The 18,681-nt window shown below is 68.8% G+C and carries 19 protein-coding genes; 8 read left to right on the forward strand and 11 right to left on the reverse strand.

Annotated elements, in window-relative coordinates; translation table 11 throughout:
- Positions 1 to 10 precede the first annotated feature (10 nt).
- Positions 11 to 442 (reverse strand): nitroreductase family deazaflavin-dependent oxidoreductase, encoded by a 432-nt coding sequence (locus tag AORI_RS73160; RefSeq protein ID WP_016336724.1) that lies wholly within the window; start codon positions 440 to 442, stop codon positions 11 to 13.
- Positions 443 to 452: 10 nt separating this feature from the next.
- Positions 453 to 1,235, reverse strand: coding sequence for a TetR/AcrR family transcriptional regulator (locus AORI_RS73165; protein WP_016336725.1), 783 nt, complete (start codon positions 1,233 to 1,235; stop codon positions 453 to 455).
- A 78-nt stretch (positions 1,236 to 1,313) separates the two neighbouring features.
- On the opposite strand from AORI_RS73165, the gene AORI_RS73170 reads away from it, so the two are divergent.
- Positions 1,314 to 3,575 (forward strand): ATP-binding cassette domain-containing protein, encoded by a 2,262-nt coding sequence (locus AORI_RS73170; RefSeq protein WP_016336726.1) that lies wholly within the window; start codon positions 1,314 to 1,316, stop codon positions 3,573 to 3,575.
- A gap of 67 nt (positions 3,576 to 3,642) precedes the next feature.
- On the opposite strand, the gene AORI_RS73175 is transcribed toward AORI_RS73170, so the two are convergent.
- Entirely contained in the window at positions 3,643 to 4,497 is an 855-nt protein-coding gene (locus tag AORI_RS73175; protein WP_016336727.1) for a hypothetical protein, read from the reverse strand.
- Between the two features lie 138 nt (positions 4,498 to 4,635).
- Between AORI_RS73175 and AORI_RS73180 the strand changes: the two genes are divergently transcribed.
- The 4 genes from AORI_RS73180 (at position 4,636) to AORI_RS73195 (ending at position 7,908) form a co-directional block, all read left to right on the forward strand.
- Complete coding sequence (locus tag AORI_RS73180; RefSeq protein ID WP_016336728.1) at positions 4,636 to 5,769, forward strand: metallophosphoesterase; 1,134 nt, start codon at positions 4,636 to 4,638, stop codon at positions 5,767 to 5,769.
- Between the two features lie 123 nt (positions 5,770 to 5,892).
- Positions 5,893 to 6,537, forward strand: a complete 645-nt coding sequence (locus AORI_RS73185) for a DUF998 domain-containing protein (RefSeq protein WP_016336729.1) — start codon at positions 5,893 to 5,895, stop codon at positions 6,535 to 6,537.
- 23 nt (positions 6,538 to 6,560) lie between these two features.
- Positions 6,561 to 7,358, forward strand: a complete 798-nt coding sequence (locus tag AORI_RS73190; protein ID WP_016336730.1) for an alpha/beta fold hydrolase — start codon at positions 6,561 to 6,563, stop codon at positions 7,356 to 7,358.
- A gap of 13 nt (positions 7,359 to 7,371) precedes the next feature.
- Positions 7,372 to 7,908, forward strand: coding sequence for an O-acetyl-ADP-ribose deacetylase (locus tag AORI_RS73195; protein ID WP_016336731.1), 537 nt, complete (start codon positions 7,372 to 7,374; stop codon positions 7,906 to 7,908).
- Positions 7,909 to 7,959: 51 nt separating this feature from the next.
- Here AORI_RS73195 and AORI_RS73200 read toward each other — a convergent pair whose 3' ends face one another.
- The 3 genes from AORI_RS73200 to AORI_RS73210 are packed head-to-tail and all read right to left on the reverse strand — an operon-like array spanning position 7,960 to position 11,831.
- Entirely contained in the window at positions 7,960 to 8,943 is a 984-nt protein-coding gene (locus tag AORI_RS73200; protein WP_016336732.1) for a PD40 domain-containing protein, read from the reverse strand.
- The gene (locus AORI_RS73205) at positions 8,940 to 10,184 is read right to left on the reverse strand and encodes an MFS transporter (protein ID WP_016336733.1); all 1,245 of its coding nucleotides are present in this window, start codon (positions 10,182 to 10,184) and stop codon (positions 8,940 to 8,942) included. Before AORI_RS73205 ends, AORI_RS73200 begins: the two co-directional genes overlap by 4 nt.
- A 60-nt stretch (positions 10,185 to 10,244) precedes the next feature.
- Entirely contained in the window at positions 10,245 to 11,831 is a 1,587-nt protein-coding gene (locus tag AORI_RS73210; RefSeq protein WP_123798625.1) for a discoidin domain-containing protein, read from the reverse strand.
- A gap of 148 nt (positions 11,832 to 11,979) precedes the next feature.
- Between AORI_RS73210 and AORI_RS73215 the strand changes: the two genes are divergently transcribed.
- Positions 11,980 to 12,624 (forward strand): HAD-IA family hydrolase, encoded by a 645-nt coding sequence (locus tag AORI_RS73215; protein WP_016336735.1) that lies wholly within the window; start codon positions 11,980 to 11,982, stop codon positions 12,622 to 12,624.
- Positions 12,625 to 12,736: 112 nt separating this feature from the next.
- Here AORI_RS73215 and AORI_RS73220 read toward each other — a convergent pair whose 3' ends face one another.
- Positions 12,737 to 13,207, reverse strand: coding sequence for an NUDIX hydrolase (locus AORI_RS73220; protein ID WP_016336736.1), 471 nt, complete (start codon positions 13,205 to 13,207; stop codon positions 12,737 to 12,739).
- A gap of 142 nt (positions 13,208 to 13,349) precedes the next feature.
- Here AORI_RS73220 and AORI_RS73225 point away from each other — a divergent pair, with 142 nt between their 5' ends.
- The gene (locus AORI_RS73225; RefSeq protein WP_016336737.1) at positions 13,350 to 13,784 is read left to right on the forward strand and encodes a DoxX family protein; all 435 of its coding nucleotides are present in this window, start codon (positions 13,350 to 13,352) and stop codon (positions 13,782 to 13,784) included.
- Positions 13,785 to 13,980: 196 nt separating this feature from the next.
- Positions 13,981 to 14,406: a DoxX family protein gene (locus tag AORI_RS73230; RefSeq protein ID WP_016336738.1), complete on the forward strand. Its 426-nt coding sequence runs from the start codon at positions 13,981 to 13,983 to the stop codon at positions 14,404 to 14,406.
- 86 nt (positions 14,407 to 14,492) lie between these two features.
- Here the strand turns inward: AORI_RS73230 and AORI_RS73235 are convergent, their stop codons facing one another.
- The 4 genes from AORI_RS73235 to AORI_RS73250 are packed head-to-tail and all read right to left on the reverse strand — an operon-like array spanning position 14,493 to position 18,365.
- The gene (locus tag AORI_RS73235; protein WP_026466899.1) at positions 14,493 to 15,098 is read right to left on the reverse strand and encodes a GTP-binding protein; all 606 of its coding nucleotides are present in this window, start codon (positions 15,096 to 15,098) and stop codon (positions 14,493 to 14,495) included.
- Positions 15,079 to 15,450, reverse strand: a complete 372-nt coding sequence (locus AORI_RS73240; protein WP_016336739.1) for a DUF742 domain-containing protein — start codon at positions 15,448 to 15,450, stop codon at positions 15,079 to 15,081. Before AORI_RS73240 ends, AORI_RS73235 begins: the two co-directional genes overlap by 20 nt.
- Positions 15,447 to 15,857 carry a roadblock/LC7 domain-containing protein gene (locus tag AORI_RS73245; protein WP_016336740.1) on the reverse strand — a complete coding sequence of 137 codons (411 nt, stop codon included), beginning with the start codon at positions 15,855 to 15,857 and terminating at the stop codon, positions 15,447 to 15,449. The genes AORI_RS73240 and AORI_RS73245 overlap by 4 nt, the downstream gene beginning before the upstream one ends.
- Positions 15,858 to 18,365 carry a nitrate- and nitrite sensing domain-containing protein gene (locus AORI_RS73250; protein WP_016336741.1) on the reverse strand — a complete coding sequence of 836 codons (2,508 nt, stop codon included), beginning with the start codon at positions 18,363 to 18,365 and terminating at the stop codon, positions 15,858 to 15,860.
- Positions 18,366 to 18,681: the final 316 nt, after the last annotated feature.

Genomic DNA, 18,681 nt, shown 5'->3' on the forward strand with positions numbered 1-18,681 from the left:
GAAAACGCAGCTACCCCTTGGGCGAGAGCAGGACGACGGGGATCTCCCGCTCAGTCTTGGTCTGGTACTGCGCGTAGTTCTTGTAGTCCGCGGTGATCTTGGGCCACAGGCGGGCACGCAGATCGGCGTCGGCGACGGTCGCGACCATCGGCTTCGCGGCCTCACCCTTCAGCGTGACCTGCACGTCGGGGTTGTCGCGGAGGTTGAGGAACCAGGCCGGGTGCTGATCGTCGCCACCACGGGAGGCGACGATGACGTACGCGTCGCCCTCGCGCAGCGGCGAGGTCAGCAGGACGGTGCGCGGCTGACCGGATTTGCGGCCGATGGTGGTCAGTTCCAGCACGGTCATCCCGGCGACCTGCCAGCCGGCGCGGCCGCCGCTGACCTTCTGGATGACGCGGTGGACGGCGTTCATGGTCTTCAAGGCGAAATCGGAGGGCATGCGGAGAAGGCTACTCCGCTTTGGTCGCGACTTCGATTCCGTCCAGCAAGACGGACAGCGAGAACTCGAACGCCTCCCTCGCCTCCTGCTCCAGATAGGACACCGTTTCGTCCTCCATCCGGAACGCCTGCTCGGCCTCCATCCAGGTCAGCGTCGGGAAGCGCTCGGCGAAGTCGGGCGAGACCTCCTTCAGATGCGCGGACCTCGCGTACCACCACTCGTCGTCGGACTGCCCTGTCACCTTTTCGGCCAGCCTGGCCTCCGAAGCCGTCCTGGCGGGCTCACGCACGCACGAATACAGCGCGCTGACCAGCCGCCGCAGCGCCGCCGGGCGCAATCCGGTCCGGCGCAGGATCCTCACCAGCGCCTCCAGCACGACGTACTCGTTCGGCCCGAGCACCGGCCGCGCCTGCGAGACCTGCAGGACCCAGGGGTGCCGCAGGTAGAAGTCCCAGAGATCCTCGGCCCAGCGAGCCGCCTCCGCACGCCACCCGTCTCCGTCGTAAGTGGCCGGAAGCTCGGCGAGCGCCTTGTCGTACATGAGATCGACCAGTTCGCTCTTGCTCGGGACATAGGTGTAGAGCGCCATGGCCGTGCGGCCGAGCCTGTCCCCGACCGCGCGCATCGAGAGGCCCGCCATGCCTTCGGCGTCCGCGATGGTGATGGCGGTGTCGACGATCAGGTCCACCGAAAGCCCCGGTTTGGGGCCGGGCCGCTCGGCGTCCGGCGGATCGGTCCGCCACAGCAGGGCCATCGACCGCCGGGGGTCTCCTTGCGCCGCGTAGACGACCACTTGCCAACTCCTTACAGCATAAACTAACCTCTGCTACCCTCACTTTACAGGCTAAAGAGTTCCAACCAGGGGAGAGCCATGCCTTCGGCCGCCGACAGCCACGACATGATCCAGGTGCGCGGAGCCAGAGAGAACAACCTCGCCGACGTCTCGGTCGACATCCCCAAACGCCGCCTCACCGTCTTCACCGGTGTCTCGGGGTCGGGGAAGTCGTCCTTGGTGTTCGGCACCATCGCCGCCGAGTCGCAGCGGCTGATCAACGAGACCTACACCGCGTTCATCCAGTCCTTCATGGCCCCCGTCGGACGGCCGGACGTGGACGCGCTGCGGAACCTGAGCGCCGCGATCGTCGTCGACCAGGAGCGGATGGGGGCCAACTCCCGCTCCACGGTCGGCACCGCGACCGACGCGCACACGATGCTGCGGATCGTCTTCAGCAGGCTGGGAACGCCGCATATCGGGACGTCGGGCGCGTTCAGCTTCAACCTTCCCGAGGGGATGTGCCCCGACTGCGAGGGGCTGGGGAAGGTCTCCAGCATCGACATCGACCAGCTCGTCGACAAAGAGCTTTCGCTCGACGAAGGGGCGATCACCGTCCCGAACTTCGCGCCCGGCAGCTGGTACTGGAAGGGGCTGGCGGAGGCCGGCTTCGTCGATCCCGCGGTCAAGCTGAAGGACTACACCCCGCAGCAGTGGGAAGACTTCATGCACAAACCCGCCACCAAGATGAAGCTCGGCGGGATGAACACCACCTACGAGGGCCTGCTGGTGAAGGTGCAGCGGCTGTTCCTGTCCAAGGACAAGGAAGCGACGCAGCCGCACATCCGGGCCTTCGTGGACCGGGCGATCACCTTCCGGCGATGCCCGGCGTGCGACGGCGCGCGGCTCAACCAGGCGGCCTTGTCCTCGAAGATCGAGGGACTGAACATCGCCGACTGCTCGTCGATGCAGATCAACGACCTGGCCGACTTCCTCCGCAAAATCGACGATCCGTCGGTGGGGCCGCTGATGCAGACCCTGCGCGGAACCCTCGACTCGCTCGTGGAGATCGGGCTCGGCTACCTGAGCCTCGACCGTGAGTCCGGGACGCTTTCGGGCGGCGAGGCACAGCGCGTGAAGATGGTGCGGCACCTGGGTTCCAGCCTCACCGACGTCACCTATGTGTTCGACGAGCCGACCGTCGGGCTGCACCCGCACGACATCCAGCGGATGAACGGTCTCCTGCTTCTCTTGAAGGACAAGGGGAACACGGTGCTCGTGGTCGAGCACAAACCGGAGACGATCGAGATCGCCGACCACGTCGTCGACCTCGGGCCCGGCGCGGGGCCGAACGGCGGGCGGATCTGCTACACCGGCGACGTCGCCGGCCTGCGGGCGTCCGGCACGCTCACCGGACGGCACCTCGACCACCGGGCGCGGCTGCGCACGGACGTCCGCACGGCACGCGGGCAGATCGAGATCCGCAACGCCACCCGGCACAACCTGCGCGGTGTCGACGTCGACATCCCGCTGGGCGTGCTGACCGTGGTCACCGGGGTCGCCGGTTCGGGGAAGAGCTCGCTCATCCACGGCTCACTGTCCACAAGGGACGATGTGGTGGTGCTCGACCAGTCGGCCATCCGCGGCTCCCGGCGCAGCAACCCGGCGACCTACACCGGCCTGCTCGACCCGATCCGCACCGCGTTCGCCAAGGCCAACGGCGTGAAGGCGGCCCTGTTCAGCGCGAACTCCGAAGGTGCGTGCCCGAAGTGCAAGGGCATCGGGCTGATCTACACCGACCTGGCGATGATGGCCGGGGTGGCGACGGTCTGCGAGGAATGCGAGGGCAAGCGGTTCACCGCAGAGGTCCTGACCTACAAACTGCGGGGCAAGGACATCAGCGAGGTGCTCGCCATGCCCGTCGCCGAGGCGCGCGAGTTCTTCCCGTCGGGGCAGGCGCGGGCGATCCTGGACCGGCTTTCCGACGTCGGCCTCGGCTACCTCGGGCTGGGGCAGCCGCTCACGACGCTGTCCGGCGGGGAACGGCAGCGGATCAAACTCGCCATCCGGATGGCGGAGAAGTCGGCGACCTACGTCCTCGACGAGCCGACCACCGGCCTGCACCTCGCCGACGTCGACCAGCTGCTGGGCCTGCTCGACCGGCTCGTCGACGACGGGAACACGGTGGTGGTCATCGAGCACCACCAGGCGGTGATGGCGCACGCGGACTGGATCGTCGATCTCGGGCCGGGCGCGGGTTCGGACGGGGGCCAGGTGGTGTTCACGGGGACTCCGGCCGATCTGGTCGCTTCGGGTGACACGCTCACGGCGCGGCACCTTCGCACCTACGTGGGCCGCTAGCACTTCCCTCCACCCGCGAGTGTCATGAAAGGGTCGTTCAGGACAAAAGATGTCCTGAACGACCCTTTCATGACATCCGAGACCGACGCCGAACCGCTTCACGACCGGCCACTGCACCGATAAGCCCCAGCACCACCAAGGCCAGCCCCGAAGTCACCATCTCCACCGGCGAGGCCGCCAGCGGCGAAACCCCGGCCACCGACTCCACCCCCACCACCGCGGTCAGCACCGAGTACGCACCGATCGCCGTCCACACCAGCCGCACGCGCCGCCGCTCCGTCCAGTCCGCGAACCGCAGCAGCCAGGCGAGCCCCGGCACGACGAGGATCGCGTGCATCGCCACCGCGTGCAGCGGCTTCAGCGCGCCGGCGGTGGTGTACGCGAGCCGCGGATTCCCGCCCCGCGCCTCGACGACGCCGCTCGCGATCATCGCCGCGCCCGCGCCCAGCGCCACCAGCAGCGCGACGAGCCCGAACCGCACCGCGAGCCGCATGCTCGCCGTCATCTCCCCTTCGCCGCGCATCGCCGCGGCCGTGAACGTCACCGCCGTCAGGATGATCACGCCGCCACCCGCCGCGAGCGTCGTCGACACGGCGTTGTCGAAGCCGGTCTCGAAGTTGAAATGCGACGGCACCCCACGCCAGGCCTGCATGCTCACCAGCGCCGTCTCCACGACACTCGCCGCCGTGAAGACGCCGAGCAGCGTGTTCCGCACGCGTGGCCGCACCGCGACGTACGACGTCGCCCACGCGACGGTGACCAGCGTCAGCCCGAACGACAAGCCGAACGTGACCGCCTTCCGCATCGACAGCGGCCCCGTCCACGAGCCGCCGGACGCGACCAACACGACCGTGTGCACGAGACCGCTGAGGAACAGGAGCGCCCCGGCCGCGTAGGCGACGCGTTCGATCGTCCGAATCATGCCGTCGAGTGTCTTCGGCGCCGACGCGGAAATCGTCGGCCGTGAGGCGACATCTCGCGTACGTCCGCCTACGTACCTGAGACGCCCCTCAGCGAAGACGGCGGTAGAGACCAATGGGCTGTTACTCTGGCCGACATCATGCCCCGCATCCTTGTCCGCGTCACCGCGCTGATCGCCGTCCTCGCCCTCCTGTTCGGTGTGCCGTGGTGGACGATCGTCGGCTCCCCCGAACTCCCGGCCGCGCTCGAAGTCCTCGGAACGATCGTGTTCGCCGTCGCGGCGCTCGCCGTGCCCGCGTGCATGGTCCTCGGTCACGGGCCGTGGCAGCGCGACCTCGCGGCGAAGATCGGCGACCTCTCCCTCGGGCTCATCTGGCTGCTGTTCTCGTTGTCCGTGCTCGGAAACGTGTTACGGCTCGTGCTCGCCGTGTCCGGAGTGGACAGTGCGGCGGGCATCGTGTCCGGCGTCGTCCTGGTGGCCTTCGCGGCGCTGGCGGCGTACGGGATGGTCGAAGCGCGGCGCGTGCCGAGGCTCAAGGAACTCGACGTCGTGCTCCCCCGCCTCGGCGCGGGGCTCGACGGTCTCCGCTTCGCGATCATCACCGACACCCATTTCGGCCCGCTGAACCGGACGAAGTGGTCGGAGAAGGTCGTCGAAGTGGTGAACGAACTCGACGCCGACGTCGTCGCCCACGCGGGTGACCTCGCCGACGGCACCGTCGCCAAGCGGCGGGAGCAGGTCGCGCCGCTCGGGAAGGTGCGGGCGAAGCTCGGCAAGTTCTACATCACCGGCAACCACGAGTACTTCGGCGAGGCGCAGGCCTGGCTCGACCACATGCGCGACCTCGGCTGGGAGCCGTTGCACAACCGGCATCTCCCGGTCAGCCAAGGCGGAGACACGCTGGTCTTCGCCGGGATCGACGACCCGACCGGCGCCGCTTCCGGCCTGCCCGGCCACGGCCCCGACCTTCCCGCCGCGCTCGACGGCGTCGCCGCGAGCACGCCGGTGGTCCTGCTCGCCCACCAGCCGAAGCAGGTCAAGCAGGCCGCGGAGGCCGGTATCGACCTCCAGATCTCCGGGCATACGCACGGCGGCCAGATCTGGCCGTTCCACCTCCTGGTCCGGCTCGACCAGCCCGTACTGGCCGGCCTTTCGCGCCACGGCGAGCGCACGCAGCTCTACACGAGCCGCGGCACCGGCTTCTGGGGGCCGCCGCTGCGCGTCTTCGCGCCGAGCGAGATCACCCTCCTGACCTTGCGAAACGCCAAGTAGCCACCCCGTTGCGACACCTCGCGGTGTCCCCTCGGCACCACCGACAAATTTTTTTGTCTTGACAATCGAGACTTTCGGAGCGAGAGTTGTGCCAACGCACCCCGCCCCGAAAGGCAGAAACCGATGACCATCACCGCCACCCGCGCCCACGTCGCGCTCCCGGCCCGTGCCCTGCTCGCCTGCGGCGCCGTCTCGGGCCCGCTGTACTTCCTGACTTCGCTCACCCAGGCCGCCGTGCGCGACGGTTTCGACCTGACGAAGCACCCGGCGAGCATGCTGAGCAACGGCGACGCCGGCTGGATCCAGGTGACGAACTTCCTGGTCACCGGGGTCCTGATGATCGCGGGAGCGATCGGGCTGAGCCGGACGCTCGAACCGGGCAGAGGCAGCACGTGGGGGCCACGGCTGCTGGGCGTCTTCGGCGTCAGCCTGCTCTTCGCCGCGGTCTTCAAGGCCGACCCCGGCAACGGCTTCCCGGCAGGCTCCGGTCCGGCCACCATCAGCACCGCGGGCATCCTGCACATGGCCGCCGGCTCGATCGGTTTCCTCTCGCTGATCGTCGCGACCTTCGTGTTCGCGAGCCGCTTCTCCCGTGAGGGCCACCGCGGCTGGGCCGTCTACTCCCGCGCCACCGGCGTCGCGTTCTTCGCCGCCTTCGCCACGATGAGCTCCGGCAACGCGAACGCCGTCGTGATGCTCGCCTTCTGGGCCGCCGTGATGCTGGCCTGGGGCTGGGTCACCGCCGTCATCCTCCGCACCACCCGCTGAACGACTACAGGAGAATTCCCGCCATGAGCACCGTGACCTCGCAGGACGGCACCACCATCGCCTACACCCGCACCGGCTCCGGCCCCGCCGTCATCCTGGTCGACGGCGCGATGTGCCATCGCGAGTTCGGCCCGGCCAAGCCGCTGGCCGCCGAACTGGCCGCGCATTTCACCGTCTACACCTACGACCGCCGCGGCCGCGGCGAGAGCGGGGACACCGCGTCGTTCTCCGTCGCCCGCGAAGTCGAGGACATCGCGGCGCTGATCAAGGAAGCGGGCGGGACGGCCCACGTCTACGGGATCTCGTCCGGCGCCGCGCTCGCCCTCGAAGCCGCGAAAGCCGGGCTGCCGATCACGAAACTGGCGGTCTACGAATTCCCGCTGGTCGTCGACGACACCCGCCCGCCGGTCCCGGCCGACTACGACGAGCGGCTGGAGAAGGCCATCGCCGACGGGCGCCCCGGCACCGCGATCAAGACCTTCATGCGGGAAGGCGTCCGCGTCCCGGCTCCGGTCGTGTTCATGATGCAGTTCATGCCCGCGTGGCCGAAGCTCAAGAAGGTCGCGCCGACCCTGCGCTACGACGCCGCGCTGTTCGAGGGCCTGCACGACGGCACCCCGCTGCCCGAGGGCCGCTGGGCGAGCGTTTCCGTGCCGACGCTGGTCATGGACGGCGGCAAGAGCCCCGCCTGGATCCGCAACGGTGTCGCCGCGCTGGCGAAGGCGGTGCCCGGCGCCGAGCACCGCACGATCGAGGGCCAGACGCATATGCTCAAGCCGAAGGCCGTGGCACCGGTACTGATCGAGTACTTCACCGACTGACGGAGCGATCACGATGATCGAACTGGTCGAAGGCGACATCACCGAACAGCAGGTCGACGTCGTGGTCAACGCCGCGAACTCGTCGCTCCTCGGCGGCGGCGGGGTGGACGGCGCGATCCACCGCCGCGGCGGGCCGGAGATCCTCACCGAATGCCGGGCCCTGCGCGCGGGGCACTACGGCAAGGGACTGAAGACCGGAGAGGCGGTCGCCACCACGGCGGGCCGCCTTCCGGCGCGCTGGGTGGTGCACACCGTCGGGCCGGTGTGGTCCGACTCCGAAGACCGCTCGGCGCTGCTGGCGGCGTGCCACCGCAACTCGCTGCACGTCGCCGCCGACCTCGGCGCGCACACCGTGGCGTTCCCCGCGATCTCGACCGGGATCTACCGGTGGCCCCTCGAATCCGCGGCGGAAATCGCCCTCGAGACCGTCACGAACACGCTCTCGGCCGGGTCTTGCTCGGTGGCACTGGTGCGGTTCGTGCTGTTCGGGACCGACGCCTACGACGTTTTCCGGGAGCAGGCGGACGCGATGGGCCTGGGCGGGTCGTGAGTGGCGTTTCGGGTTAGAACCCGAAACGCCACTCACGACCACCTGGACCCACTACACCCCCGCAGGTGAAGCGGCCTGCGCGACCAACTCCCGCGGCGCCCCGCTCCCGTCCGCAGGCACCGACCACACCGCCGAATCCACGCCGTACGCCACGGTCCGGTCGTCGAGCCAGGCCGCCTGGTCGTCCACGCTCCGCGTCTCGGCCAGCAAGGTCTCCTTGCCGGACGCCAGGTCGAGGACGGCCAGCCGCCACGGCGCCGCGAGATCGGCGGAGACCTTCTTCTTGAACGCGATCCGCTTCGCGTCCGGCGAGAGCGACGGGCATTCGACGTTCTCCCGGATCATCCTCGCGACGAGCTTTTCGTAGTCCGCCTCGACCAGGTACGTCTTCCCCTTCGTCCCCACCGTCGCGTAGAACTTCTTGCCGTCGGGGGCGAAGGTGATCCCCCAGTAGTTCACGTCGGACGAGTAGTACGGCTTGCCGTCGAGCAGGAGGCCCATCTCCTCGATGCTCTTCATCAGCTTCCCGGTCTTCAGGTTGAAGATCCCGGCCCTGGTCGAAAACCCGGTCTCCGCGTAGGAATCCCCGTTGACGAACAGCGTCCAGTAGGCGAGCTTCCCGTCCGGCGAGACGCGGCCGCGGCTGGGGGTGCCGGGAAGTTCGATCCGGCGGATCTCCTTGAGGTCCTTGTCCAGCACGATGACGTCGGTCATCGGCGGCAGCACCCCGGGCTGCGCGGACAGGCACAACGCCGTCCCCGCCGAGGTGGCGAACCGGTCACAGCTGAGGCCGGACACCTTCCGCGGTTCGCCGGGACGATCGGCCGGGACGGTGGCCAGATGGCCGAAGTCGGGGCCTTCGGCGGTGTTGCGGAACAGCAGTTGTCCCTTGGCCTGCACCGAAACCGGCTGCCCGGTCACCACGGCGACGGAGTTGACGTCCGGCCCGCGGTCCCGGGACAGGACGCCGTAGCCGACGGCCGCCGCGATCAGCACGACGACCGCCGCCACCACGCCCAGGATCCGCGCCCTCATGCGTAGGTCCGCAACGGACGGAGGACGGCGGCCGCCACGACCACCACGGCCAGCGCGCCCGCGGCGACCAAGACCGCGGCGTGCAGATCCCAGGTGGTCCAGGCGAGTCCGAAAAGGACGGACGCGAGCATCCGCGTGGTCGCCTGCCCGGTCTGCACCAGCGCCAGCCCGCCGGCCCGCTGGTGTTCGGGCAGCAACGGCCCGGCCGCGGCCATCAGGACACCGTCGGTGGCCGCGTAGAAGACACCGTGCAGCACGAGCGCCAGCACCGCGAGGATGCCGCCGTCCACCGGGCCGAGCAGGGCCAGCAGTGCGACGACCAGCGCGACGTGCCCGCCGAGGAACACCTTCCAGCGGCCGATCCGGTCCGAAAGCCTGCCGAGCGGAACGGCGAGCAGCAGGTACACCCCCGCGGTTCCCAGCGGCAGCAAGGGAAAGAACACCGCGCCGAGTTCCCAGCGGCGCTGCAGCACGAGGTAGAGGAACGAGTCGCTGAGGGTGACCAGGCCCAGCAGCGCCGCCCAGACGCAGATCCGCCGGAACGACGCCTGCCGGATCAGGCCCGCGGTCTCCCGCAAGGAGACCTTGGGCCGTTCGGCTCGCGGCTTCGGCTGGTGGTCCTTGACCAGCACCACCAGGATGATCACGCCGATCGCGGCGATGCAGAAGCTCGTGAAGAACACCGAGTCGTAGCTGCCGAGGCTGAGCCAGAGCACGGCCATCGCGACCAGCGGGCCGAGGAACGCGCCGAAGGTGTCCATCGCGCGGTGCACGCCGAACGCGCGGCCGAGGTGTTCGGGGTCGCTGCTCAAGGTGATCAGCGCGTCGCGCGGAGCGGTCCGGACGCCTTTGCCGGTGCGGTCGGCCGCGAGCACGGCGCCGATCGCCACGGTGGACGAACCCGCCAGCATCAGGCCGATCTTGCCCAGTGCCGAGATCCCGTAACCGAAGCAGGCGACCGCCTTGAGCTTCTGCCAGCGGTCCGCGAGATGGCCGCCGACGAGCCGGACGACGGCGGTGACACCGGAGTAGAGGCCGTCGAGCACACCGAACTGCAGCGGGCTCAGGCCGAGACCGAGGACGAGGTAGAGCGGGAGGACCGCGGTCACCATCTCCGACGAGATGTCGGTGACGAGGCTGACCAGGCCGAGCGCGACGACGTTCCCGGTGACGGCCCGTTTCACGCCGATCTTCGGGACATCCGCCGCGGCGTCCGCTCCCCTACTGGTCGCGATGTACATGGGAGACCTCCAGCGCCGTGAGGAGGTGCCGCGGTGCGACGCGGCACCTCCTCACGGGACTCAGTGGCAGGTGTAGGTGGGCGAGGAGTCGATCGTCTTGCCGTCGAGACCGATCAGCTGGGTCGAGAAGGCGTTGTCCGACATGTTCAGCTTGAGCACGCCGTAGGTCGAGATCGCCTTCGCGGTGGCCGGGTGTTCGGTCTTGACCGGGTAGAGGGTCGCCCCGCCACCGCCGCCGATGATCTGCACCGGACCCGCCGGGTCCTTGTCGCCGTCGGCGTTCTGCGGGTAGAAGCGCTCGTAGTGGTGGTCGTGCCCGTTGAGCACCAGGTCGACCTTGTTCTGGACGAGGGTTTCCCAGAGCGTGGCCATCTTGTCGTTGTCGCCGTGGTCACCCGAGGTGTAGCGCGGGTGGTGGTAGTACGCGGCGACGCAGGGCTTGGTGTTGCTCTTCAGGTCCTGCTTGATCCAGTTCAGCTGCTCGTCGCTGATCGCGTTCGCGGCCAGGCCGGGCGAGAACTCCGTGCTGTCGATGGCGACGAAGTGCCAGTTGCCCATTTCCCAGCTGTAGTAGGTCTTCCCGTTCGGCGTCGCGATCTTGCCGAAGTACTGCTTGTAGGCGCCCAGCGGGGTGTGGTCGTAGGTCTCGTGGTTGCCGGGGACCGGGTGCATGATGCTCTTGTACTTGCCCCAGGTCTTGTCGAAGTACTTCGTGAAGTCCTCGATGTGGGCGTCGTCGTACTGGTTGTCGCCCATGGTGATGACCGCGGCCGGGTTCATCTGGCCGACCAGCGCGGCGGTCTTCGGGTGGACGCACGAGGACGAGGATGCGGTGCACTGTTCGGCGATGTCACCGGAGGCGGCGAGGACGAACGACGAGCCGCCCGCCTGCGTGGTCGCCTGGATCTGGTTGCTGGCCGCCGAGACGTTGCCGGCGGCGTCCTTCGCCCGGACGGTGTAGGTGTACGCGGTCGACGCGCTCAGCCCGCTGTCGGTGTAGGAAGCGCTTTCCGTGGTGCCGACGACCTGGCCGTTCCGCAGCACCTCGTAGCCGCTGACGCCGACGTTGTCCGTCGAACCGGTCCACGTCAAGTCCACAGTGGACGCCGTGATCGAACCGGCCTTGAGGTTGGCCGGCGCGGTGGGCGCCTGCGTGTCGCCGGAGGAGTCCGACGTTCCGTAAACCTGCATCTCCCAAAGGGAGTAGCCGTAACTGGTCGCACGTTTGGTGCCGACGAGACGCAGGTACCGGCCGCGGCCGGACAGCCCGGTGAGGTCGTCGGTCCCGCCGTTGCCGTTGGTCACGGACTTGATCGGGGTCCACGCCGAGCCGTCGTTGGAGACTTCCAGGCGATACGCGGAGGCGTACGCGGCTTCCCAGTTCAGCTTGACCCGGTTGATGGCCGACGGGCCACCGAGGTCGATGCGGATGAACTGCGGGTCCACGCCTTCCGCGCTCGCCCAGCGGGTGCTCGTCTTGCCGTCGACGGCGAGCGGGCCGCCGTAGGACGACGACTCCACCGAGGAGACGAGGACGGGTTTTCCTTGGGACAAAAGGACATCAGCGGCTTGCGCGTTGCCGCTGAGCAGCGTCGGCAACAGGATGGCGGCCGCGCCTAGTGGCAGTAGTCGGGTTCGGGCCTTCACATCGATCTCCCCGGGAATCCGTGGCGGCGGGTTGAGAGGGACGGGTGCGCGGCGTTCACTTCGAGTACACGTGTTCGTTTGGTAAGTTTCCTAACGAATGCGTACGGTAATCCGTACCACTCAGTGAGTCAAGACGTAGACTCGTCCCATGACCGGCGCATTGATCTTCGACTTCGACGGGACGCTGGTCGACACCGAGGCGGCCGTCCTCGTGGCCTGGCAGGAGACCTTCCGCGCCCGCGGCGGCGAACTCCCCCTCGACGTCTGGCACACCGTGATCGGCACACAGAACACCGCCGTCGCGATGTTCGAACTACTGGAGAAGAACGACGAGAACCTCGACCGGGTCGCGGTCCGCGCCGGCGTCCGCGCCAGGGTCACCGAACTGCTGGAAACCGTGGGACCGCGCCCTGGCGTCGAGGAATACCTCGCGGACGCGAAGGAGCGGGGCCTGCGGCTGGCCATCGCGTCCAGCTCGACCGGCGATTGGGTCACCACGCATCTGGAGCGGCTGGGCCTGACGGACGCGTTCGAGGCCGTGCTCACCGGCGACCTCCACCAGGCGAAGCCGAGCCCGGACCTGTACCTGGCCGCGCTCGCCGCGCTGGACCTGCCCGCGACCGAGGCGATCGCGTTCGAGGACTCACCGCACGGCGTCACCGCGGCGAAGGCCGCCGGGCTCGAGTGCGTCGCCGTGCCGAACGCGATCACCGCGGTGCTGAACTTCGACCACGCCGACCTCGTGCTGGGTTCGCTGGCCGACAAACCACTCGGCGAACTACTCGGCCGTTGAGGGACGAAGGTGCCTGCCCGTCGTCGGTACAGGTGGTCGTGAGTGGCGTTTCGGGTTAGAACCCGAAACGCCACTCACGACCCACCCAGCCCCAAGCGTGACCGGCGCCGGACTACTCACCGTCGAGCAGGTCGCCCAGCCGGACGAGGAACGGGCGCTGACCCTTGAGCAACTTCTCCTCGGCTTCGGCGAGCCCGAACCAGGCGACCCTGTCGACCTCCGGGAACTCCTGCGTCCGGCCCGACCGCGGCGGCCACTCCATCTCGAAGACGCCCGGCACGACCTGAGCCGGGTCGAGGTCGCCCTCCACCGCCCAGACCGTCACGACCTTGCCGCCGGACTGCTTCACCTCGCCGAGCGGCAGGTACTCCCCCTCCGGCGCCGGCAGCCCCAGCTCCTCCTGGAACTCGCGCCGCGCCGCGGCCTCCGGCGTCTCGTCCGGCTCGTACTCGCCCTTGGGCACCGACCAGCCGCCCGCGTCCTTCTTCGCCCAGAACGGCCCGCCCATATGCCCGAGAAGCACCTCGGTCGTCTCGCCCGACCTGCGGAAGAGCAGGATCCCGGCACTCGTCTTACCCGCCATGCCGTCCAGTCTGGCCTTGCTCCGAACGGGTGATGTGACCGGCCCGCGAAAAAAGTTTCCGCGTGGATGTCGATTCGCGTCGAGCCCGTCCGACGCGTTGTCAGAAGCCGCCCCGGCAGACACTCCCGGAAGGACCGGAACCATGACGCAGACCACCGCCCCCGCCAACACCACCGCCACCACCCCGCGTGCCGCCAAGGCACAGGGCGCGATCCAGTCGGCCGTCCGGATCGTCGTCTCGTTCCTCTTCCTCTGCCACGGTCTGCAGGGATTCGGATTCTTCGGCGGCGTCGACGGCGCGGGCGGCTCGGTCGAGCTCGGTTCCTGGCCCGGCTGGTACGGCAGCGTGATCGAGCTCGTCGGCGCCGCGTTCGTCCTGGTCGGCCTGTTCACCCGGCCGGTCGCGGTGCTCCTCTCCGGCGTCATGGCCTACGCCTACTTCACCGTGCACGCGCCGGAAGGCCTGCTGCCGCTGCAGAACATGGGCGAGCTGTCGACCCTCTACTGCTGGATCTTCCTGCTGATCGCCGCGATCGGCCCGGGTACCTACGCCCTCGACACCCTGCGCCGCCGCTGAACGGGAATCGCGAGGCCCCTTTCCTGGATTCATTCCAGGAAAGGGGCCTTTTTATCGCGTACCTGTCGATTCGCTGTCAATAAACGCGGGCATAACATGGAATTACCCCCCGAAAGAAAGTTCCCCGCCGATGGGGGTATCCGGCATCCTCTGTCCTATCAATGGTTTAGACCACCTTGAGCCGGAAGGATGCGTCATGACCCAGACAGCCGCCGCCACGACCACGGAGATCGGCCCGGCCGCTCCCAAGTGGCAGGGACTGGCCCTCTCAGTGGTCCGCGTCGTGGTCTCGTTCCTCTTCCTCTGCCACGGTCTGCAGAAGATGGGACTCTTCGACAAGCCCGCCGTCCCGTTCGCCACCTGGCCGGGCTGGTACGCCGGGGTGATCGAAACGGTCGGTTCGCTGCTCGTCCTGGCGGGCCTGTTCACCCGCCCGGTCGCGGTGCTTCTCTCGGGCACGATGGCGTACGCGTACTTCGTCGTGCACCAGCCCGACGCGCTGCTGCCGTTGCAGAACAAGGGCGAGACGGCCGCGCTGTACTCCTGGATCTTCCTGCTGTTCGCGGTGGTGGGCCCGGGCACCTACGCGCTGGACACGTGGCGCCGCCGCCGCAAGTCCTGAACCCCCGCCTCGGATGACATGAAGGACGCTTTCATTGCAAATTTTGCGATGAAAGCGTCCTTCATTGCACCAACGACAGAGGGGCGTCAGCGGCCCTGCGGCAACCCGGCCGCCAGATCCGAAAGCGCCAGCACGTGCTCCATCAACACCGTCAGCACCTGCTTCGTCGACTCGCGTTCCCGCGCGTCGCACAGCAGCAGCGGGACGTCCATGCCGACGTCGAGCGCCTGCCGGACCTCCTCGGTGCCGTAGCGGTACGCGTTGTCGAAGCAGTTGACGGCGACGACGAACGGCAGCCCGCGGCGCTCGAAGAAGTCGACGGCCGCGAAGCAGCTGTCGAGCCGCCGGGTGTCGGCGAGCACGACGGCGCCGAGCGCGCCTTCGGCCAGCTCGTCCCACATGAACCAGAACCGGTCCTGACCGGGCGTGCCGAACAGGTACAGGATCAGCTCGGGGTTGATGGTGATGCGGCCGAAGTCGAGGGCCACCGTGGTGGTCGTCTTCTTCTCGACACCGGTGAGGTCGTCGACGCCCTCGGACGCCGCGGTGATGACCTCCTCGGTGCGCAGCGGGGGAACCTCGCTGACCGAACCGACCATCGTGGTCTTACCGACCCCGAACCCGCCGGCGATGAGGACCTTGACCGCGTTCGCGGTCAAGGATCGCCGGGGCTCAGAGTTTCCGGATGCCATCAAGAACCGCCTGGAGTACGTGTTTGTTGGGGGTGTCGGTGACCGGGGTCGCGGTACGGAACAGCACGAGGTTCTGCTCGATGAGGTCGCTCAGCAGCACCTTCACCACCGGCAACGGCAGATCGATGCGCGCGGCGACCTCCGCGACGGACGTCGGTCTCTGGCACAGGTTGAGGATCCGCCCGTACTCCGGTTCGAAGCCCGCGACCTCGTGCGAGGAGCGCATGGCGACCACCAGGGTGATCAGGTCGAGGCCGAGCGTGTCCGAGCGGGTGCGCCCGCCCGTGACGGCGTACGACCGGACCAGCGGCCCGGCCTCCTCCTCGAACCACGACTCGTGCCGCCCGCTCATGGCGAAGTGGGAGTCGCGGCGCGGGGCGCCGAGGTGAGCACCGCGCCGACCCGCTTGACCATCAGGTTCATCTCGTAGGCCACGAGGCCCATGTCCGCGTCCTCCTTCGCCAGCAGCGCGAGGCACGCGCCGCGGCCCGCCGCGGTGACGAACAGGAAGGCATGGTCCATCTCGACCATGGTCTGGCGGACGTTGCCGCCGCCGAAGTGCCGTCCCGTGCCCCGCGCGAGGCTCTGGAACGCCGACGCGACCGCGGACAGGTGCTCGCCGTCCTGCTCCGACAGGTTCCCGGACCGTCCGATGAGCAGGCCGTCGGAGGACAGGACTACCGCCCTGTCGGCACCGGCGACACGCTTGACCAGGTCATCCAGCAACCAGTCGAGTTCACTGACTCCCGCGTTGGCCATCTAGTCACGATCTCCGTACATGTCGAGGTCGGTGTAATCGTCGGTCGGTTCGGTGTCCCGCGCGCGGCGCGTGCCCTGCTGGAACGCGGCGAGCCGGTTCCTCGCCAGCTCGGGGGTGTCCTCGCGGACCTCCTCGCGCTGGGTGGCGGGCCGGTCCTCCATCAGCTGGGGGACCAGGTTCGCCTGGCGGCGGCGCTGCGGCAGCGGTGGCCTGCCGGGCGCCTCGGGGCCGGGCCGCCGGGTCTGCGGCGGACGGCCGTCCTGGGGCCGGGTGTCGGCGGGCGGCCACGCCGGCGGCTGCACCGGCTGCGGACGGGCCTCGGCACGCGCGGGTTCCGGGCGGATCGGCTCGGGGCGCGGCGTCTCCGGCCGGGGCACGCGCGGCGGGCGCGGGGGCAGCGGCGGCAACGCGCCTCCAGGCTGCTCCGGCCCCTGCTGCGCCTGCGGCTGGGGCTGCGGCGCGACCGGCATGGGCACGGGCAGCTCGGGCCGCTCCGCGGGGAACTCGGTGCGGTGGCGGGCACGACGGCCCGGAAGCAGCGGCGCGGCCTCCGGCACCTCGGTGCTCTCGGGGTCCACCTCGTCCTCCGGCTCATCAGACGGGACCGGCGCGAGCAGGTCGGTGCGGACGAGCACGATGGCCCTGGTGCCGCCGTACGCGGATTCGCGCAGGTGCACGGAGATCCCGTGCCGAGCGGCGAGACGCGCGACCACGAACAGGCCCAGCCGTGGCTCGGCTGACAAGGCCATGATGCCGAAGTCCGGCGGATCGGCCAACATCGCGTTCAGCTCGGCGGCCTGCTCGGCCTCGATACCGAGGCCCTGGTCCTCGACCTCGATCACGACACCCTTGCCGACCACGTTGCCCCGCAGCTCGACGCGCGACTGCGGCGGCGAGAAGGAGGTCGCGTTGTCGATCAGCTCCGCGAGCAGGTGCACGAGGTCGCCGACGACCGGGCCCTGCACCGCCATCGCGGGCATCTTCGCCGTCTTCACCCTGGCGAAGTCCTCGGTCTCGGCCGAGGCGCCGCGGGTCAGCTCGGCGAGCGTCACCGGCTTGCGCCACTGACGGCCGGGCTGGCCGCCACCGAGGATGATCAGGTTCTCGGCGTTGCGGCGGGCGCGGGTGGAGAGGTGGTCCAGCTGGAAGAGCGTGTCCAGCTGCTCCGGGTCCTCCTGCTTGCGCTCGGCCTGGTCGAGCACCTTGAGCTGGCGGTGCACGATGACCTGGCTGCGGTGCGCGATGTTGAGGAACACCGTCTTGGTGCCCTCACGGGTCCTCGCCTCTTCGACGGCGGCCGCGATGGCGGTCTGCTGCGCCTTGTTGAAGGCCTCGGCGACCTGGCCGATCTCGTCGTCGCCGTGGTCGAGGAAGTGACCCTTGTCGTCGAGGTCGACGGGTTCGCCCGCCCGCACCCGGTCCACCAGTTCCGGCAGCCGGATCTCGGCGACGTCGAGGGTGTCCTCGCGCAGGCGGGCCAGTCGTCCGATGAGCCGGTTCGACAGCCGCAGGGCGATGACGAACACGCCGATCGCCACCAGCAGCGCAACGGCCGCGGCGATCGCCGACGTGATCAGCGTCCGGTCGGCGTCGTCGACCGCCTGCGTCGTGGCCGTACCACTCTGCTCGACGAAGCCGCGCATCATCGCGTCGCTGACGCCGCGCGCGGCCTGAAGCCACGTTTGCTCGGGGATGGGGAGCGTGGCCTTGCTGTTCTGCAGGAAGGTGTTCTCGACCGTGTTGACGGCCTTCCACGGATCACTCGCGACGAGCTGGTCGAACTTCGCCTTGACGTCCGGGAGCATCCGCGAGACCGAAGACTCCAGCTGCGAACGGTAGGAACCGACCTCCGTGACGTACGCGCGGTAGGTCTCGTCGGTGAAGCCGCCACCCGCGACGGCCGCGGCGGCGAGGGCGTTCGCGCGCTGCATCTGGTCGATCGCGGTGAACAGCGGGACCGCGGTGATCCGCTGATACGCGTTCTCGGCGTTCGGCGCGTCCTGCGCCAGCCCGGTGAGACCGTCGACGAACTGGTCGAGGATCTGGTTGTAGAAGGTGAAGGCGTCCAGTAGCGGAAGCTGACCGGAGTCGGCCGACTGCCGGATCTGCGGCATCTTCTGCAGGAGCCCGTTCAGCGTGGCGATGTTGCGCTGCACGCTGTCGGGCGAGTCCCCGACGAACTTCTGCAGATGCGCGGCGACACCCTGGGCGGCGGCGTCGGTCTTGGCGCGCTGCTCGGTGAGCGTGGCGTGCTGCGACCGGTCGCCGGCGAGCTCGCGCAGCGCCAGGCGCCGCTCTTCCTGTACTTGGACGAAGAAGGGGAGGGAAGGGGCTTCCGAGTCACGGATCCGCTGCGCGTAGTCACGGCCGTTGACCGCGTCGAAGATCAGGTACCCGCCGATCGCCAGACCGACCAGCATCAGCGCGATGCTCGGAATGAGCGCGATCGTCAGAACGCGCGAACGAATCGAAGAGCCGCGGCCTCGTCGAAGGGAAATCTGCTTCACCGTGGTCCGTTTTCCTTCCGGCAGTTATTGGTGTCGGGTCGCCGGGGATCTCATACCCGCGGGATCCGATAGCCGGATCAACACAGCGTGGTCCGCTCCGCCCGCGAAGACGCTAGGAGACCCAAACGGGTGAGTCAAGTCCGGACGCGAAGGGTAGTCGCATATGGCCGTGACCTGCTGACAAGAGGCGGCCGGACCAGGAAAGTCCACCACGTGGGACAGGCCACCCGGCTAAGTGACTCACCAGTAGATCACCTGGCGGTTTAGCGCAGGCAGCGGCTTGATCGACGCTCTTCTGACACGATCGAGTCACTCC

Origin of the sequence: Amycolatopsis keratiniphila, from assembly GCF_000400635.2 — a bacterium.
GTDB classification, from domain to species: Bacteria; Actinomycetota; Actinomycetes; order Mycobacteriales; family Pseudonocardiaceae; genus Amycolatopsis; species Amycolatopsis keratiniphila.